A 16,994-nucleotide genomic window follows, 5' to 3' on the forward strand; every position below is an offset into this window, starting at 1 on the left:
TCCGGGAAAACACCCAGCCCTTAGGCTTGCCGCGTGTCGTACGTCTCCGATCTACGCCTGGTCCTTCAGGGCCGGGATTTCAGGCGTCTCTTCGGGACGCGGCTCGTTTCGCAGTTCTCCGACGGCGTTTTCCAGTTCGGCGTCGCGGGTTACGCGTTCTTCAGCCCCGAGCAGCAGACCACCGCGGTCCAGGTGGCCACCGGTCTGGCCGTGCTGCTGCTGCCGTACTCGGTGCTCGGGCCCTTCGCCGGGGTCTTCATCGACCGGTGGTCCAGGCGGCAGATCCTGGTCATCGCCCCGATCATCAGGTGCGCGCTGCTGATGGTGGCCGCCCTGCTGGTCGCCACGGGCGCGCCCGACGGGTGGTTCTACGCCGCCGCGCTCGGCGTGCTCGGCGTCAACCGTTTCTTCCTCGCCGCGCTCGGCGCGTCGCTGCCGCACGTCGTGCCGGCCGAGCGTCTCATGGTGGCCAACGCGGTCACGCCCACCTCGGGCACCGTGATCACGTTCGTCGGCGTCGGGGCGGGTTACCTGCTGCGGCTGGCCTTCGGGGCGGGGCACAGCGGGACCGCGCTGCTGCTGGTCACCTCGGGCGTCGTCTTCGGGCTCAGCGCGCTGATCGCGTCCACCATGGCGCGCTCCCTGCTCGGCCCGGCCTTCGACCCCGACCGCCCGCAGGCCCGCGAGGCCGTCCGGCACGTCACGCGCGGGCTCGCCGACGGGCTGCGGCACATCCTGCACCACCGCAGGGCCGCCGCCGCGCTCGGCGCGATGTCCACCCACCGCTTCATGTACGGCATGTGCACCGCGTTGCTGATCATGCTGTACCGCTACTACTTCAGCCACGACCCGGAGGAGGCCCTCGCCGGGGTCGCCCTGGTGCTCGGCACGTCCGGCGTGGGGTACTTCGCCGCGGCGCTGATCACCCCCTGGGCGACCGAGCGGTTCGGCATCTCCACCTGGGTGCCCGCCATGCTGGCCAGCGCCGGGATCCTGTCCTTCGCGCTGTGCGTGCCGTTCCAGGAGTGGGGCTTCCCGGTGGCCGGCTTCGTGCTCGGCATCACCGGGCAGTCGGTGAAGATCTGCGCCGACACCGCGGTCCAGCGGGACATCCAGGACGCCTACCTGGGGCGGGTGTTCTCCATCTACGACATGCTCTTCAACGGGGTCTACGTGCTGGCCGCGGCGCTCGCCGCCATGATGCTGCCGCACGACGGCCGGTCCTACGCGGTGCTGGTGATCATCGGGCTCGGTTACCTGCTGGGCGCGGCGGCCTACCGGGTCGCGCTGCCCTCCCGGCTGCCCGAGCCGGACGGCACCACCGCCTGAGCGGCGCCGCCCGGCCGGGCCTCCCCGTCCGCTAGGAGAGCAGCCCGTTCTCCCTGGCCCAGTCGCGCAGCGCCGCCGCCGCGGCCTCCTTGCCGAGGATCCCCCGGTCCAGCCGGATGTCCAGCAGGAACTTGTACGCCCTGCCGATCACCGGGCCGGGGCCGACGCCGAGGATCTCCTGGATCTCGTTGCCGTCGAGCTCCGGGCGGATCTTGGCGAGCTCCTCCTCCTCGGCCAGCCTGGCGATGCGCTCCTCCAGGTGGTCGTAGGTGCGGGAGAGCGCCTGCGCCTTGCGCTTGTTGCGGGTGGTGCAGTCCGCCCTGGTGAGCTTGTGCAGCCGGTCGAGCAGGTGGCCGGCGTCGCGCACGTAGCGCCGGACCGCGCTGTCGGTCCACTCCCCCGTGCCGTAGCCGTGGAAGCGCAGGTGCAGCTCCACCAGCCGGGCGGTGTCGGTGACGACGTCCTTGGGGAACTTCAGCTCGGCGAGCCGCTTCTTGGTGAGCTGCGCGCCGACGACCTCGTGGTGGTGGAAGGAGACCCGGCCGCCCGCCTCGTACCTGCGGGTCTTGGGCTTGCCGATGTCGTGCAGCAGGGCGGCCCAGCGCAGCACCCGGTCCGGACCGTTCTCCTCCAGCGCGATCGCCTGCTCCAGCACGATCAGCGTGTGCTCGTAGACGTCCTTGTGCCGGTGGTGCTCGTCGATCTCCAGCCGCAGCCTGGGCAGCTCGGGCAGCACGAACGCGGCGAGGCCGGACTCCACCAGCAGCCGCAGCCCCTCCCTGGGGTACCGGCCGCAGATCAGCTTGTCGAGTTCGGCCTGGATCCGCTCGGCGGAGACGATCTCGATCCGCTCGGCCATGTCGCGCATCGCCGCGAACGTCGCGGGGGCCACGCCGAACCCGAGCTGGGAGGCGAAGCGGGCGGCCCTGAGCATGCGCAGCGGGTCGTCGTCGAAGGACCGCTCCGGCGGGCCGGGCGTGCGCAGCACCTTGGCGGCGAGATCGGCGAGCCCGCCGTACGGGTCGACCAGCTCGATGGAGTCGCGGGCGGGGAGCTTCACCGCCATCGCGTTCACCGCGAAGTCGCGCCGGGCGAGGTCCTCGTGCAGGCTCTCGCCGTACACGACCTCCGGCTTGCGTGACTTGGGGTCGTAGGACTCGCTGCGGTAGGTGGTGATCTCCAGCATCCAGCCGGCCTTGCGGACGCCGATCGTGCCGAAGTCGATGCCGATCGTCCACACGGAGTCGGCCCAGTCGCGGACGATCTCCAGCACCCGCTCGGGCCGCGCGTCGGTGGTCAGGTCGAGGTCGTTGCCCGTCCGCCCGAGGAACACGTCACGCACCGATCCGCCGACGAGCGCGAGCTCGTGACCGTTCGCCGCGAAGAGCCCGCCGAGGTCGTCGACGACCGGGGCGACCCGCCGGAACAGGTCCGTGAGCAGGAGCGAGGCCCTGGAGTCGAGGGCGGTCCTGTCACTCACGCGCGCTCCTTCCATTCTGGACATACCCGGCTTGCGGGTTGGTACGCGACATAACCACACATGGCTCCGCGTTGGCTTCCATTCAGATTTGAATCGGACAAGCTGGGTAAGTCCTTCGGTTACGGAGGATGTTTCTCCCGGGCCCAACCTGGCGCATCGGCGGGAGACACACCGTCAGCGATCACCAGGTTCCGGTCGATACCGCCGGGTGTCGCGCGACGAGGCTAGGAGCGCACATATGAAGGACGCACTCGCGATCCACCGCTGGCTCCTCGCCCACCAGGTCCACCATGAGATCGTACGCCTTCCTCGCGCGTTGACATCCGCAGCCGAGCTACCCGAGGTCCTTTCCGCCGAACCCGCCGACTGCCTGGAGGTGTCGGTGTTCGAGGTGGACACGCGGGTCGGCCTCGAACCCGTCGCCGTCCTGCACTCCGCCGGCTCCCCGCCCGGCCCCGCGCTCGTCGCCGCCGTGCTCAGCGCCCGGCGGGTACGGCCGGCCTCCGCGTTCCTCGTCAACGCCGCCACCGAGTACGCCGCGGGGCTGGTCTGCCCGCTGCTGCTGCCCGAGGGGCTCACCCTGCTGATCGACGAAGGAATCTACGACCCGAAGCACCCCTTCAGGGTCGTGCACACCCCCGCGGGCGAGCGCCGGACGGCACTTTCCATGCGGGCGTGCGATCTGCTCGCGCTCGTCCCCGGCAAGCGTCTCGACCTGGCACCGAGGCCCCCGGCGCACCTCGCGAACGTCCCCCGCCAGGCGCACCCGCTGCCTCAGTGAGCCCGTCCCTGCCGTCGTGAGGCCATAGCATTGCGGACGTGCGCCGTATTCCAGCTCGGGCCGGCACGTGATCCGCGAAGTCGCGCTGCTCACCGCCCTGACCGCCACCCTGCTCGCCCCGTCGGCCGTCTCGGCGGGGACCACGGCTGCCGCAAAGTCGACTCTGAGCCGCGAATCCCCCACCCTCACCATCGACTCGATCACGCCTGACGTGCCGCGCGAGCGGAGCACCGAGATCAAGATCTCGGCGACCTTCGCCAACTCCACCGGCGGCCCGCTCGGCAGCATGACGATGAGGCTGCGCAAGTCCACCACGCCGTTCGCCGACCGGACCGCGATGGCCGCCTACCAGGCCGGTCAGGGCCCCGCCGACCTCGCCTCGCTGTCCGCCTCCGTGACCATCCCCTCGCTGACGGCGGGCGCGAAGTTCAGCCACGAGTTCGTCGTGTCGCCCGCCCAGCTCGAACAGTTCGACTTCGGGGTCTACCCGCTGGCCGTGGAGGTCGTCGACTCCTTCGGCCGTACCCTGGCGCTCCAGCGCACCTTCATGCCCTACGCCCCGCGGGACACCGACTTCACCCGCAGCAAGTTCTCCGTGCTGCTGCCGCTCTTCGACGCCCAGCCGCGCCGCAGCGACGACCGCACCTTCCTCGACGACGACCTGCGCACCGCGCTCACCGGCGACGGCCGGCTGGCCTCGCTGGCGACGCTGGTCAAGGACACCTCCGCGGACAAGGCCGTCTCCTGGCTGGTCGATCCCTCCCTGCTCGACGACGTGACCGCCATGACCGGTCCCTACGTCGTCGGCACCGGTGGCGACCAGCGCAAACGCCCCGCCGAACCGGCCGCCGCCCCGTGGCTCGACGGGCTGCGCGCCTCGCTGGCCGGCGCCTCCGTCTTCGCCGCGCCGTACGCGGACCCGGACGTGACGGCGCTCGCGCACCAGGGGCTCGACGGGGCGACCGGCACGGCTGTCCGCACCTCCGCCGCGGTGGCCAAGGAGCTGCTCGGCCGCGACGTGCCCACCGACGTCAACTGGCCGGTCTCCGGCCTGGTCGACTACGACGGACTGGACGCGCTGGCCGACGCCGGGGTGCGCACGGTCGTGCTGGACGGGCGCAACCTGCCGCCCGCGCAGGCCGCCGCCCAGACCCCCACCCAGACTCCCGTCCAGAGCACCGCCCAGACCCCCGACGCGGCCACCACCGTGACCTCGGTCTACGGCGACATGACCGCGCTGGTCGCCGACCCGGTGCTGAGCGACGTGCTCGGCGACGACGTCAGCGCGCCGGGCGCCGCCGTGCTGGCCAAGCAGCGTTTCATCGCCGAGACCGCGATGATCGCCGCCGAGAGTCCCGCGACGGCCAAGAACCTCGTGGCCGCGCCCTACCGGCGCTGGCATCCGGACCCGGCGTTCGTCTCCGGCCTGCTGAAGACCGCGGAGAGCCTGCCCTGGCTGGCCCCCACGCCGCTGAGCTCGATCAAGCGGCCCGCCGCGCCCACCCCGCGCGCCGACCTGACCTACACCGACCAGAACCGCAAGGCCGAGCTGGGCAAGAGCTACCTCACCAGGGTCAAGCGCGCCTTCGCGCAGGCCGACCTCACGGCCGCCGTCACCCAGCAGGAAGAGTCGCCCATCTTCACCCGGGCCCTGCTGCGGCTGGCCTCCGCCGGCTGGCGCGGCAAGACCGGCACCGCCAGGACGGCGGTCGAGCAGGTGGACAAGTCGATCGCCGGGCGCATCGACGAGGTCTCCATCACCGGCGCCGAGCAGCCGCGCACCCTGGCCGGTGACGACGGCGTGGTGCCGATCAGCGTGCACAACTCCCTGGGCGAGGCCGTCTCCATCCGCCTCGACGTGAAGTCGACCAACTCGAAGCTGCTGGAGATACAGAAGTACGACCAGGCCGTGGTGATCGGCGCGCGGCAGAACCAGACGGTGCAGGTCCCGCTGACCGCGCACGTCAACGGCGACACCACGGTGACGGTGCAGTTGAGGACCGACCAGGACAGAAGGTACGGCCCGCCGGTCAAGCTGACCGTGCGGACCACCGGGTACACCGGCATCGCCCTGGTGATCGTGGGCGGTGCGCTGTCGGTGATGCTGGCCGCCGTGGTGCTGCGCGTGCTGCGCCGCCGTACCCAGCGGTCCAGCAGGAAGGCCCGGCCCGCCAAGGGCGCCGCGCCGGCGGGGCCGTCCCCCCAGAACGCGCCCGCCGCGCGGCCGGTGCCGGGCGGCGCGCCCGCGTCCCCCGCCGGAGCCGGCCCCGCGCCGGGCTTCGGGCAGGAGACCACCATGCCCACCCGCCGCCGCCCGGTGCCGCCGGACGAGCGCGTGTGGCCGGAGACCCCCGCCCCCCGCGTCGGCGACCGCCCCCGCCCGGACGGCGGCGCGACCGCCCGCCAGAACGGCGCACGCGCGGGCTCCCGCCCCGAAGGCGGCGCGGGCACGCGCCCGGAGAACGGCGCGGGCCCCCGCGAGGGCGCGGAACCGCGCGGCGGCGACGCCCGGGAGGACGAGGCGGAGGCAGAGGCAGAGGTCGAGGTCGAGGCCCGGCCCGAGGGCCGGGCGGGCAGGCAGCCGTACGGCAGGGCCGGCGGCGACCGCGCGGACACGGGCGAGCGCCCGCGGTGAGGACGGTACCGGGCCTCGCACCGGGTGCCCGGAGCGACAGACGGCCGACGAGCGTGCTGACGCCCGCGGCGGCGGGCGTGTCGGCGGGTGTGCCGACGGGCGGGGCGGTGGGTGTGCCGACGGGTGTGCTGACAGGCGTGCCGGCGGGCGGGCCGAGGGGTGGACGAGTGGCCGATCAGCGCGGCAGCGCGCGGAGTGGGCAGGGAAGCGCATGAGTAGGGTGCTGCGCGCGGGCGCGATCATGGCGGCGGGGACCCTGGTGTCCCGGGTGACCGGCTTCCTGCGGACGGCGGTGCTCGCCGCCGCGCTGGGCACCGCGGCCCTCGGCGACGCCTACAACGTCGCGTACACGATCCCGTTGATCCTGTTCGACCTGCTCCTCGGCGGCGCGCTGAGCAGCGTGGTGGTGCCGATGATCGTGCGGGCGCACCGGCGCGACCCGGACGGCGGCCTGGCCTACGAACAGCGGCTCATGACCTTCGCCACCGTGGGCCTGACCGTGGTCGCCGCGCTCGCGGTGTTCTTCGCCCCGCAGATCATCGGCCTCTACACCGACGACTGGCAGGGCCCCAAGCTGGAGGCCGCGATCATGCTGGCGAGGTTCATCCTGCCGCAGATCGCGTTCTTCGGGATCGGGGCGCTGGCGGGGGCGATCCTGAACACCAGGGACCGGTTCGGCGCGCCGATGTGGGCGCCGGTGCTCAACAACCTCGTGATGATCGGCGTCGGGCTGCTCTACCTCGTGGTCAGCGACGCGGGCAGTTCCGTCGAGCAGGTGAGCGAGGCCGACCTCACGCTCCTCGGGCTCGGCACCACGGCCGGGATCGTGGCCCAGTGCATCGTGCTGATCGTCTCGCTGCACCGGGCGGGCTTCCGCTTCCGGCCGCGCTTCGACCTGCGCAACGCCTACCTGGGCGAGATGGCCCGCGCCGCGGTCTGGACCCTCGCCTACACCGTGATCAGCCAGTTCACCTTCTGGATCACCACCAAGCTCGCCACCGGGGCGGGCGACCGGGCGCCGGGTGCGGGCAACGCGGCTTACTCCTACGCCTACCAGTTCTTCCAGCTTCCCTACGGGATCATCGCGGTCTCCGTGATCACCGCGATGCTGCCCCGGATGAGCCGGTCGGTGGCCGACGGGGAGTTCGGGGTGGTGCGGGAGGAGTTCTCCTCCGCGGTGCGGCTCGTCTCCTCGGCGATCGTGCCGGCCGGGCTGCTGCTCATGGTGGTCGGCCCGGCGGTCACGGTGCTGATCTTCGGGCACGGGAACATGACGATCGCGCACGCGATCTACATCGGCAACGTGCTCCAGGTGTTCGGGCTGGCGCTGGTGCCGTTCTCGGTGTTCCAGCTGCTGCTGCGGGTGTTCTACAGCTTCGGCGACACCCGCACGCCCGCCCTGGTGGCGGTGGCGAACGCGGTGGTCAGCGCGGGGTTCAGCCTGGTCGCCTACTGGCTGCTGCCCGCCGAGTACATCGTGATGGGCCTGGCCACGGCCTTCACGATCGCCTACATCTTCGGCTCAGCGGTCCTGTGGCGCCTCGCCAGCCGCCGGGTCGGCGGGCTGGACGGGCGCCGGGTCGCCGCCGCGCTGAGCCGGATGTACGTCGCGGCGATCCCCAGCGCGGCGTTCGCGCTCGCGGTGCTCTGGGCGGCGGAGAGGTTCGGTTCCGGGCTCTCGGTGCTCACCTCGCTCATCGTCCTCGTGGCCGGCGGCGGGCTCGGCCTGGCGCTCTACCTGGCCGTCGCGCACAGAATGCGCATCCCCGAGGTGCATTCGATCGTTGGAATGGTCGCAGGAAGGGTAGGTCGGGGTTAGGTGGCCACGCCGCCGCTGACGGCCGGGTGACCCGGCGGGATCGTCGATGCGTCCCGCTCCGGACACACGGGCGGAACCGGCGCGGGACTACCATGGAGCCCGACACGCGGCGGAATGGAAGCAGGAGGGGCGTGGGGCGGATCCACCCGGCATCATGCGATGCGTGGCGAAAAGCTGACCTGGCCACGCGAGCGCGGCACGCTTCTCTCTCTAGGCATGGACTGGTGATCGTCGCATGAGCGCCCCCGCTGTCGAACCAGGCACCAGACTGGCCGCGCGTTTCCGGCTGGAGGACCGTGTCAACGAGTCCGACGGTGCCACGTTGTGGAAGGCGATCGACGAGATTCTGGCCCGTCCGGTCGCCGTGCACACCTTCGACGCAGACTTCCCGAGGATCGAAGAGGTGGTCACCGCGGCGCGTGCCGCGAGCCGGCTGTCCGATCCCCGGCTGACCCAGGTGTTCGACGCCGCCGAGGAGGACGGGCAGTCCTACGTGGTGAGCGAGTGGGTCACCGGGGAGAGCCTGGCCGACCTGCTCGCCGCCGGGCCGCTCGACCCCGAGCGGGCCGCCGCGCTGGTCGGCGAGGCGGCCGAGGCCCTCGCCCACGCGCACGAGGCCGACCTCGCGCACCTCTGCCTGCGGCCCGACAAGCTCGTGTGGACCTCGGGCAACACCGTCAAGCTGCTCGGCGTCGGGCTCGACGCCGCCCTCGCCGACCTGGTCAGCGCCGACCCCGCGCACACCGACACCGAGGGCCTCGGCCGGCTGCTCTACGCCGGTCTCACCGGCCACTGGCCGGAGGCGGAGGGCGTGTGCGGGCTGCCGCCCGCGCCCACCACCGACGGCCACCTCTGCACACCGCGCCAGGTGACCGCGGGCGTGCCCGGCTACCTCGACACGATCACGGTCCGCGCGCTGCTGCCCTCCGCGCGGCGCGGCCTGACGCCGCTGACCACCCCGGCCGAGGTGGCCGACGCGCTGGCCGACGTGCCGCGTCCCGTGCCGGCGCCCGCCGCCGCGGTGCCGCCCTCGGTCCAGCAGCGCAACGACGACAGCGGCCGGTTCGAGATGATCCGCCCGGCCGAGACCGGCCCGATGCGCGGCGCGGTCTACGGGCCGCCGGGCACGGCTCCGCGGCCGGCGACCGGCATGGTCAACCGGGCCCTGATGACCGTGGTGGTGCTGGCGGTGATCGCCGCCGTGGGCCTGGGCGCGTGGACGCTGGGCCGTAACATCGGCACCCCTTCCCCGCCCTCGGCGCAGAGCACCCCCACCGCCGACTCCTCGGTGCCCAGCGCCAAGCCGGTGGCCGTCGAGCCCAAGAGTGCCAAGGACTTCGATCCCCAGGGCGACAACACGGAGAAACCTCAGTGGGTCGGCAACGCGATCGACGGCAAGGGCGGCACGGAGTGGCATACTGACGGCTATACCAGCGCCGACCTGGGCGGACTCAAGGACGGCGTGGGTCTGATACTCGACATGGGCAAGCCGGTGAAGGTCTCGGAAGTGGCCGTCACCCTCGCCAAGGCGTCGGGCGCCAGCCTGGAGGTCAAGGTCGGCGACTCGCCCAGCCTCGGCTCTCTGAAGACCGTGGCGAAGGCGAAGGGCGCGGGCGGAAAGATCACCATGAAGGCGGACGAGCCCGCAACCGGTCAGTACGTTTTGATCTGGTTTACTCGCGTTCCGGCCGATCATGGAGAATTTCGTGGCACCATCTATGACGTAGTGGTCTATTCCCCCGGATCGGCATAGCAGGACTCTCCTTGTGAACTCACCACCGACCCCGCCCGACGCGGAGCAGACGGCACGGTCCTCGCTGCCCGATGCCGAGCTCCTGCTTCGGCACATCAACGGGGACCCGCACGCCTTCAGCGAGATAGTCAAGCGGCACCGCGACCGCATGTGGGCCGTGGCCCTGCGCACCCTCGGCGATCCCGACGAGGCGGCCGACGCCGTGCAGGACGCGTTCGTCTCCGCCTATCGCAAGGCGGAGAGCTTCCGCGGCGAGGCGGCGGTGACGACCTGGCTGCACCGCATCGTGGTCAACGCCTGCCTGGACCGGATGCGCCGCAAGTCGGTGCGCCCGGTGGCCGACGACGAGCTGATCGAGGCGGCCGAGCGCGACACCCCGATGCCGGACCAGACCGGCGAGCGCGAGGTCTCCATGGAGGTGTCCGCCGCGCTCAAGGTGCTGCCCGCCGACCAGCGGGCCGCGCTCGTCCTGGTCGACATGATGGGCTACTCCGTCGAGGACGCCGCACACGTGCTCCAGGTCCCCAGCGGGACCGTGAAGAGCCGGTGTGCCCGAGGCCGCGCGAAACTTGCCCCGATTCTTTCGCATCTGCGGAACCGATCCGACCTAACTCGCGTCTCATCCGGGAAGGGAGCAGAACTTCGTGACGGGTGACACGCACTACGATCTGGACGTCTTGGCCGAGCTGGCCGAAGACCTCCTCGACGCCGCCACGGCCAGGAAGGTCCGCGAGCATCTCGCGATATGCGACCCCTGCGGGGAGCTTCTGGCCGATCTGGCGGCGGTTCGTGAAGTGCTCGCGGCGACACCTACCCCGGCCATGCCGATGGGCGTCGCTCTGCGCATTGACCAGGCCCTGGCCGCCGAGGCGGGCAACGGCAGCCGGCCGGGCGTCGCCGTGGCCGAGGCCCCCGACTGGGACCGTCTCATGGCCGCCGCGCCGTGGGAGACCGCCTCCGAACCGGAGCCCGCGACTCCCCGCGCCGGAGACGCCCCGGAGCCCCTCCCCCTCGCGGGAGACGCCCCGGAGCCGTCGGCCGACGAGCCCGAGAAGGAGCCTGTACGGCTGGGCGTGGTCGCCGAGGACGGCAGCGTCGTCCCGGCGAGACGCCGTGCCAAGGGCGCCAGGAGACGCCGTGGCTGGGTCATGCCGCTGACGGCCGCGGCCGCGGCCTGCGCGGTGATCGGCTCGGCGGCGGTGGCGACCAGCCTCATCGCCTCGGGGCCCACCGGTCCCTCCGGCGGCGGCCAGATGGCGCAGCCGGCGCCCGCGCCGCCCCGGGAAGCGTTGATCACTCCCACGTACAAGATCACGCAGACCGACTACAACTACACCAGCCGTGACCTGCGCGGCTCACTGAGTGACTACCTCGCGCCGGCGCCGGTCCTCAAGTCGGCCGACGACGACGAGAACGCCAAGCTGATGCGCTGCGTCGGCAAGGTGGCCAAGAACGTGGGGAGCAACCCGTTCCACGTGGACCAGGCGTTCTACCTGGGCCAGGAGGCGACGCTGATGCTCTTCTGGAAGGACCAGGCCGCCAACTCGGTGCAGGTGCGGGTCCTCGGCCCCGAGTGCAACGACCTGCGCAAGCCCGGTCTCGCGAAGTGGGAGTGACCTCCCCGTCCTGACCTGCCCTGGAGCCCGCTTCGGCGGGCTCTTCGGCGTTTCGGGCACCCTCTCGCCCCCGGTGCGGGCGGGTTCTCGCGCGTTGCGGACAGGGCCGGGAATCTCCGGCCCCTAGGATCTGTTGACGCGACTGGCACCCCAGCAGAGCTGAAAGGCATGGAAGTGAGCGACGTCCGGAATGTGATCATCATCGGGTCGGGCCCGGCCGGTTACACGGCGGCCGTCTACTCTGCCCGTGCCGACCTCAAGCCGCTGGTCTTCGAAGGCTCGGTGACCGCCGGCGGTGCCCTCATGAACACCACCGACGTGGAGAACTTCCCGGGTTTCCCGGACGGGATCATGGGCCCCGACCTGATGGACAACCTGCGCAAGCAGGCGGAGCGGTTCGGCGCCGAGCTGGTCGCCGACGACGTGATCGAGGTCGATCTGGAGGCCACCCCGAAGGTGGTCAAGACCGCCACCGACACCTTCTACGCGAAGTCCGTCATCCTGGCCACCGGTTCGCGCTACCGCGAGATCGGCCTGCCCAGCGAGAAGCGGCTGTCCGGCCACGGCGTGTCCTGGTGCGCCACCTGTGACGGCTTCTTCTTCCGCGACCAGGACATCGTCGTGGTGGGTGGCGGCGACTCCGCGATGGAGGAGGCGACGTTCCTCACCCGGTTCGCCCGGTCGGTCACGATCGTCCACCGTCGCGACGAGCTGCGCGCCAGCAAGATCATGCAGGAGCGCGCCTTCGCCAACGAGAAGATCCGCTTCGTCTGGGACAGCGAGGTGGTCGACATCATCGGCGACGACCGGGTGTCCGCGGTGCGGGTCCGCAACCGTAAGACGGGCGAGGAGAGCGAGCTCCCCGTCACCGGCATCTTCGTCGCGATCGGCCACGACCCGCGCAACGAGCTGGTCAAGGGCCAGATCGACCTGGACGAAGAGGGCTATATCCGGGTCAAGTCCCCCGGCACCGGCACCAACATCGACGGCGTCTTCGCCTGCGGCGACGTCGTCGACCACATCTATCGTCAGGCGATCACCGCGGCGGGCACCGGGTGCCAGGCGTCCCTCGACGCCGAGCGCTGGCTGACCCTTCAGGAAAGTTAGGAGAAGATCCCATCGTGGGCACCATCAAGAGCGTCACGGACAAGTCCTTCCAGGCCGACGTCCTCTCCAGCGACAAGCCGGTCCTCGTCGACTTCTGGGCGGAGTGGTGCGGCCCCTGCCGCCAGGTCGCCCCGATCCTGGAGGAGATCGCCAAGGAGCAGGCCGACAAGCTGACCGTGGTCAAGCTCAACATCGACGAGAATCCCGAAGTTCCGCGCGACTACGGCGTACTCCAGATCCCGACTCTGAACGTCTATAAGGGTGGAGAGGTCGTCAAGCAGATCATCGGCGCCAAGCCGAAGGCCATGCTGCTTCGCGAGCTCGAGGGCATCATCTAGAGCTCGTCCCCACGGGGCTCAAGATGCGGCCCCCTGCGGCGGGCGCCCACGGGCGCGTGCCGTACCACCGCTTTTCCGAGCGGCACACCCACCCAAACACAGCGCCCCTTCGCCACCACCGGCGAGGGGGCGCTGAGTTTTGGCGAGGAGGCGCTGAGCTTCGGCGAGAGGGCGCTGAGTGTTTACGGCGCGATCGTCGTGAGGCTCATGGGGCGGCAGGGGCCGCAGGGGCCGCAGGGGCCGCTGAGATCGTCTCAGACGGGCCGGAGGGCCCGCTCCGGGCTCATGGAGCCCAGGAGGCGCTCCAGGGCCACCTCGACGTCCTCACGCCAGGAGATCGCCGTCTTGAGCTCCAGCCGGAGGCGCGGGAAGCGCAGGTGCGGGCGCACGGTCTTGAAGCCGACCGCGAGCAGATAGTCGGCCGGCAGCACGCAGCCCGGCTGCTCCCACTTCAGGTCGCCGAACGCCTCGATGGCCCGCACGCCGCGCCGGGTGAGGTCCTTGGCCACGCCCTGCACCAGCATGCGCCCGAGCCCGCCGCCGGAGAACTCCGGCATGATGTGCGCGGTCATCAGCAGCACGGCGTCGGCGCTGACCGGCGAGGTCGGGAAGGCGGTGGAGCGCGGCACGTAGAGCGGCGGGGCGTAGAGGACGAACCCGGCGGGCACGCCGTCCACGTAGGAGATCTTGCCGCAGCTCCCCCACTCCAGCAGGGTCGCCGAGATCCACGCCTCCTTCTCCAGACCCGGGTCGCCCACCTCGGCGGCGCGGTTGCCACTGGCCGGATCAAGCTCCCAGAAAACACACCGCCTGCACCGGCGCGGCAGGTCGTCAAGGTTGTCCAGGGTGACGTTGGCGAGGCGACGCGACAACTGCTGGCCCCAATCCTGACGAGAGTCTTGGCGGAAAGCGCGCGAATACGGCGTCTCCAGTCTGGCATGGTAGCCCAGGGAAGTACGCGTCACGCTGCATGTCGGCGCCGCACGCGCCCAGCGCGTCCCCAGTGAGGGTAGTCACATTTCGTGACGTACTCTGGTTTTCCGGGCTATATACCTAGGAGGTGGACCGTGGCGAAGGAGACGGATCACGGTCAGACTGCCGCGACCCACGGGTCGCGTATCGACGCCTATGTCGATCGGTATGCCGCGCGAGCTACCGGGATGGTCGCCTCCGAGGTCCGAGCTCTTTTCGCCGTCGCGTCGAGGCCCGAGGTGGTCTCGCTCGCCGGCGGCATGCCGTACGTCACGGCGCTCCCCCTCGACGTGGTCGGCGAACTGGTCGCCGACCTGGTGGCTCGGCGCGGCCCCGTCGCGCTGCAGTACGGCTCAGGCCAGGGCGACCCGCATCTGCGTGAGCAGATCTGCGAGGTCATGCGCCTGGAGGGCATCGAGGCGGGTGCCGACGACGTCGTCGTGACCGTCGGATCGCAGCAGGCGCTCGACCTGATCACGCGCATCTTCATCGACCCCGGAGACGTCGTCCTCGCCGAGGGGCCGTCCTACGTGGGCGCCCTGGGCACGTTCGCCGCCTACCAGGCGTCCGTGGTGCACGTGCCGATGGACGCGGACGGGCTGATCCCGTCGGCGCTGGCCGAGACCATCGAGTCTCTCGCCCGTGCCGGCCGGCGGATCAAGTTTCTCTACACGATCCCCAACTTCCAGAACCCCGCCGGTGTGACGCTCACCGCCGACCGACGCCGCGAGGTGCTGGAGATCTGCCAGCGGGCCGGCGTGCTCGTCGTCGAGGACAACCCGTACGGCCTGCTCGGCTTCGACGGGGAGCCGATGCGGGCGCTGCGCGCCGACGACGCCGAGGGGGTCGTGTATCTCGGTTCGTTCTCCAAGACGCTCGCGCCCGGGTTCCGGGTGGGGTGGGCGCTGGCGCCGCACGCCGTGCGGGACAAGCTGGTGCTGGCGATGGAGTCGGCCGTGCTGTCGCACTCCACCTTCTCCCAGCTCGCCGTCGGCCAGTACCTCACCACGCAACCGTGGCGGGAGCAGATCAAATCCTTCCAGGAGCTTTACCGCGAACGGTGCGAGGCCATGCTGACGGCACTGGAGGCCCAAATGCCTCCCGGCTGCACATGGACCCGTCCCAGGGGCGGTTTCTTCGTCTGGATGACCCTGCCAGAAGGGCTGGACTCCAAGGCACTGCTGCCGCGCGCCGTCGCCGAACGCGTCGCTTTCGTACCAGGAACCGGCTTTTATGCTGACGCACAGGGTGCTCAGAACATGAGGCTGTCCTACTGTTATCCCCAGCCCGATCGCATCCGGGAAGGCGTCCGCCGCCTCGCCGGGGTGATCGAGCAGGAGATGAGACTGCGCGACACGTTCGGAACCGGTGCGGCACCCGATCACTTCGGAGTCGACACACCCGGTCCCGATCTCGCCTGACGCCCGTACGGCCGGCGCCCTCGGAAGGGGTGCCGGCCGTACACGAGTGTGAGAGAAGAGGGCCCTCCCGATGAGTGATCTCGGCCACGTACTGGTTCTGGCCGGTGGACTGTCATACGAACGGGAGGTGTCCCTGCGTTCGGGACGCCGGGTGAGCGACGTCCTACGGGCGGCGGGGATGGATGTGGAGACCCGCGACACCGACGCGTCCCTGGTGCCCTCCGTGCTCGCCGACCCGCCCGACGCCGTCTTCGTGACCCTGCACGGCGGGGCCGGCGAGGACGGTGCGATCCGGTCGGTGCTGGAGCTGCTGTCCGTGCCCTACGTGGGTGCCGGTCCCGACGCCTGCCGGGTCGCCTTCGACAAGCCCAGCGCCAAGGCGGTCGTCCGCTCGTTCGACGTACGCACCCCCGAGTCGGTGACGCTGCCCAAGGAGACGTTCCACGACCTCGGCGCGTCCGCCGTGCTGGCCCGCATCGTCGCCCGCCTCGGCCTCCCCCTCTTCGTCAAGCCGGCCCGTGGCGGCTCCGCGCTCGGCGCCTCCATGGTGCGCACCGCCGAAGAACTGCCCGCCGCCATGGTCGGCTGCTTCGCCTACGGCGACACCGCCCTGATCGAGCGTTACGTCAAGGGGATCGAGGTCGCCGTGTCCGTCGTCGACCTCGGCGACGGCCCGGTGGCGCTGCCGCCCGTCGAGATCGTGCCCGACAAGGGCGTCTACGACTACGCCGCCCGCTACACCGCCGGCCACACCGAGTTCTTCGCCCCCGCCCGCCTCTCCCCCGAGGTCGCCACCGCCTGCGCCGACATGGCCGTCACCGCCCACTCCGCCCTCGGCCTGCGCGACATCTCCCGCACCGACCTCATCGTCGACGCCGACGGCCTCCCGCACTTCCTCGAAGTGAACGTCGCCCCCGGCATGACCGAGGTCTCCCTCCTCCCCATGTCCGTCGAAGCCGCCGGCCAAGACCTCGGCACCGTCTGCCGCACCCTCCTGGAACGCGCCGCCACCCGCCCCTAACCCCGCCCCCCGCCTTCCCTACACCCCTCTGCCCCGTGCGGCCCTCTGCCCCGTGCGGCCCCTTGGGCCGTGCGGGCGCATCGACCTGTGCGCCCTTTGGCCCGCGCGAGACGCTTTCGCCCGTGCGGCGCTTTCGCCCGCGCACCATTGACTGTGTGGCGCTTCGGCCCGCACGCCGCTTCGGCCCGCGCGGCGCTTTCGCCGCGCCATTGACCCGCGCGACGCCTCGGCCTGTGCGGCGCTTTCGCCTGCGCGCCATTCACCCGTGCGGCGCCTCGGCCTGTGCGGCGCTTTCGCCTGCGCGCCATTCACCCGTGCGGCGCTTCGGCCCGCACACCGCTTCGGCCCGCACACCGCTTCGGCCCGCGCGGCGCTTTCGCCTGCGCGCCATTGACCCGCGCGACGCCTCGGCCTGTGCGGCGCTTCGGCCCGTGCGAGCTTCGGCCGTGCGGCCCCCTGTTCGCTACAGGCGCTACCCCCTGAGGGGCCTGCCCTCGCGGCCCCTTAACGCCACTGTGGTCTCTGACGGCCTGCGGTACTTACCTGCGGCCCCTGACGTCTGCGCTGTTGATGCCTGCGGACCGTGACGTCCGTGGGCGTTGTCCACCGCGAGCATGGGTGCCCGCGGCCCTGACACCCACAACCCTGCGCCGTGACAGCAGCGCTGCCTAGTGGCCGATCGCGCGCAGCAGGTGCGCCTTGCCGAGACCCAAGTCGCCGCG

General features: G+C 71.3%; 13 protein-coding genes. 11 read left to right on the top strand and 2 right to left on the bottom strand.

Annotated features, from left to right (window positions below; all coding sequences use genetic code 11):
- Window positions 1–33: 33 nt before the first annotated feature.
- Window positions 34–1,329, top strand: a complete 1,296-nt coding sequence (locus tag QSK26_RS37495; RefSeq protein ID WP_285780100.1) for an MFS transporter — start codon at window positions 34–36, stop codon at window positions 1,327–1,329.
- A 31-nt stretch (window positions 1,330–1,360) separates the two neighbouring features.
- Here QSK26_RS37495 and QSK26_RS37500 read toward each other — a convergent pair whose 3' ends face one another.
- Window positions 1,361–2,824, bottom strand: a complete 1,464-nt coding sequence (locus QSK26_RS37500) for a CCA tRNA nucleotidyltransferase (RefSeq protein WP_285780101.1) — start codon at window positions 2,822–2,824, stop codon at window positions 1,361–1,363.
- 223 nt (window positions 2,825–3,047) lie between these two features.
- Here QSK26_RS37500 and QSK26_RS37505 point away from each other — a divergent pair, with 223 nt between their 5' ends.
- From QSK26_RS37505 to trxA, 8 genes are all read left to right on the top strand, one after another.
- Window positions 3,048–3,590, top strand: coding sequence for an aminoacyl-tRNA deacylase (locus QSK26_RS37505; RefSeq protein ID WP_285780102.1), 543 nt, complete (start codon window positions 3,048–3,050; stop codon window positions 3,588–3,590).
- A 67-nt stretch (window positions 3,591–3,657) separates the two neighbouring features.
- Window positions 3,658–6,225: a DUF6049 family protein gene (locus QSK26_RS37510; RefSeq protein WP_285780103.1), complete on the top strand. Its 2,568-nt coding sequence runs from the start codon at window positions 3,658–3,660 to the stop codon at window positions 6,223–6,225.
- Window positions 6,226–6,436: 211 nt separating this feature from the next.
- Entirely contained in the window at window positions 6,437–8,044 is a 1,608-nt protein-coding gene (gene murJ, locus QSK26_RS37515; RefSeq protein WP_285780104.1) for a murein biosynthesis integral membrane protein MurJ, read from the top strand.
- Window positions 8,045–8,279: 235 nt separating this feature from the next.
- Window positions 8,280–9,797, top strand: a complete 1,518-nt coding sequence (locus tag QSK26_RS37520) for a protein kinase family protein (RefSeq protein ID WP_285780105.1) — start codon at window positions 8,280–8,282, stop codon at window positions 9,795–9,797.
- Window positions 9,798–9,810: 13 nt separating this feature from the next.
- On the top strand, window positions 9,811–10,452 hold the full coding sequence (gene sigM / locus QSK26_RS37525; protein WP_285780106.1) for an RNA polymerase sigma factor SigM: 642 nt from the start codon (window positions 9,811–9,813) through the stop codon (window positions 10,450–10,452).
- Window positions 10,442–11,413, top strand: coding sequence for an RsmA family anti-sigma factor (locus QSK26_RS37530; protein ID WP_285780107.1), 972 nt, complete (start codon window positions 10,442–10,444; stop codon window positions 11,411–11,413). The genes sigM and QSK26_RS37530 overlap by 11 nt, the downstream gene beginning before the upstream one ends.
- 174 nt (window positions 11,414–11,587) lie before the next feature.
- Window positions 11,588–12,520, top strand: coding sequence for a thioredoxin-disulfide reductase (gene trxB, locus QSK26_RS37535; protein WP_285780108.1), 933 nt, complete (start codon window positions 11,588–11,590; stop codon window positions 12,518–12,520).
- A 14-nt stretch (window positions 12,521–12,534) separates the two neighbouring features.
- Window positions 12,535–12,858, top strand: a complete 324-nt coding sequence (gene trxA, locus QSK26_RS37540) for a thioredoxin (RefSeq protein WP_285780109.1) — start codon at window positions 12,535–12,537, stop codon at window positions 12,856–12,858.
- A 254-nt stretch (window positions 12,859–13,112) separates the two neighbouring features.
- On the opposite strand, the gene QSK26_RS37545 is transcribed toward trxA, so the two are convergent.
- Window positions 13,113–13,730 (bottom strand): GNAT family N-acetyltransferase, encoded by a 618-nt coding sequence (locus QSK26_RS37545; RefSeq protein ID WP_285780110.1) that lies wholly within the window; start codon window positions 13,728–13,730, stop codon window positions 13,113–13,115.
- Window positions 13,731–14,018: 288 nt separating this feature from the next.
- Here QSK26_RS37545 and QSK26_RS37550 point away from each other — a divergent pair, with 288 nt between their 5' ends.
- Both QSK26_RS37550 and QSK26_RS37555 read left to right on the top strand, forming a co-directional pair.
- A complete protein-coding gene (locus QSK26_RS37550) occupies window positions 14,019–15,251 on the top strand; it encodes an aminotransferase-like domain-containing protein (protein ID WP_285780148.1) in 1,233 nt (410 codons plus the stop codon).
- Window positions 15,252–15,321: 70 nt separating this feature from the next.
- A complete protein-coding gene (locus QSK26_RS37555) occupies window positions 15,322–16,272 on the top strand; it encodes a D-alanine--D-alanine ligase family protein (protein WP_285780111.1) in 951 nt (316 codons plus the stop codon).
- The last annotated feature ends 722 nt before the right edge of the window (window positions 16,273–16,994 follow it).

The sequence above is a fragment of the Microtetraspora sp. NBRC 13810 genome, assembly GCF_030268685.1.
Taxonomy (GTDB): domain Bacteria; phylum Actinomycetota; class Actinomycetes; order Streptosporangiales; family Streptosporangiaceae; genus BSRQ01.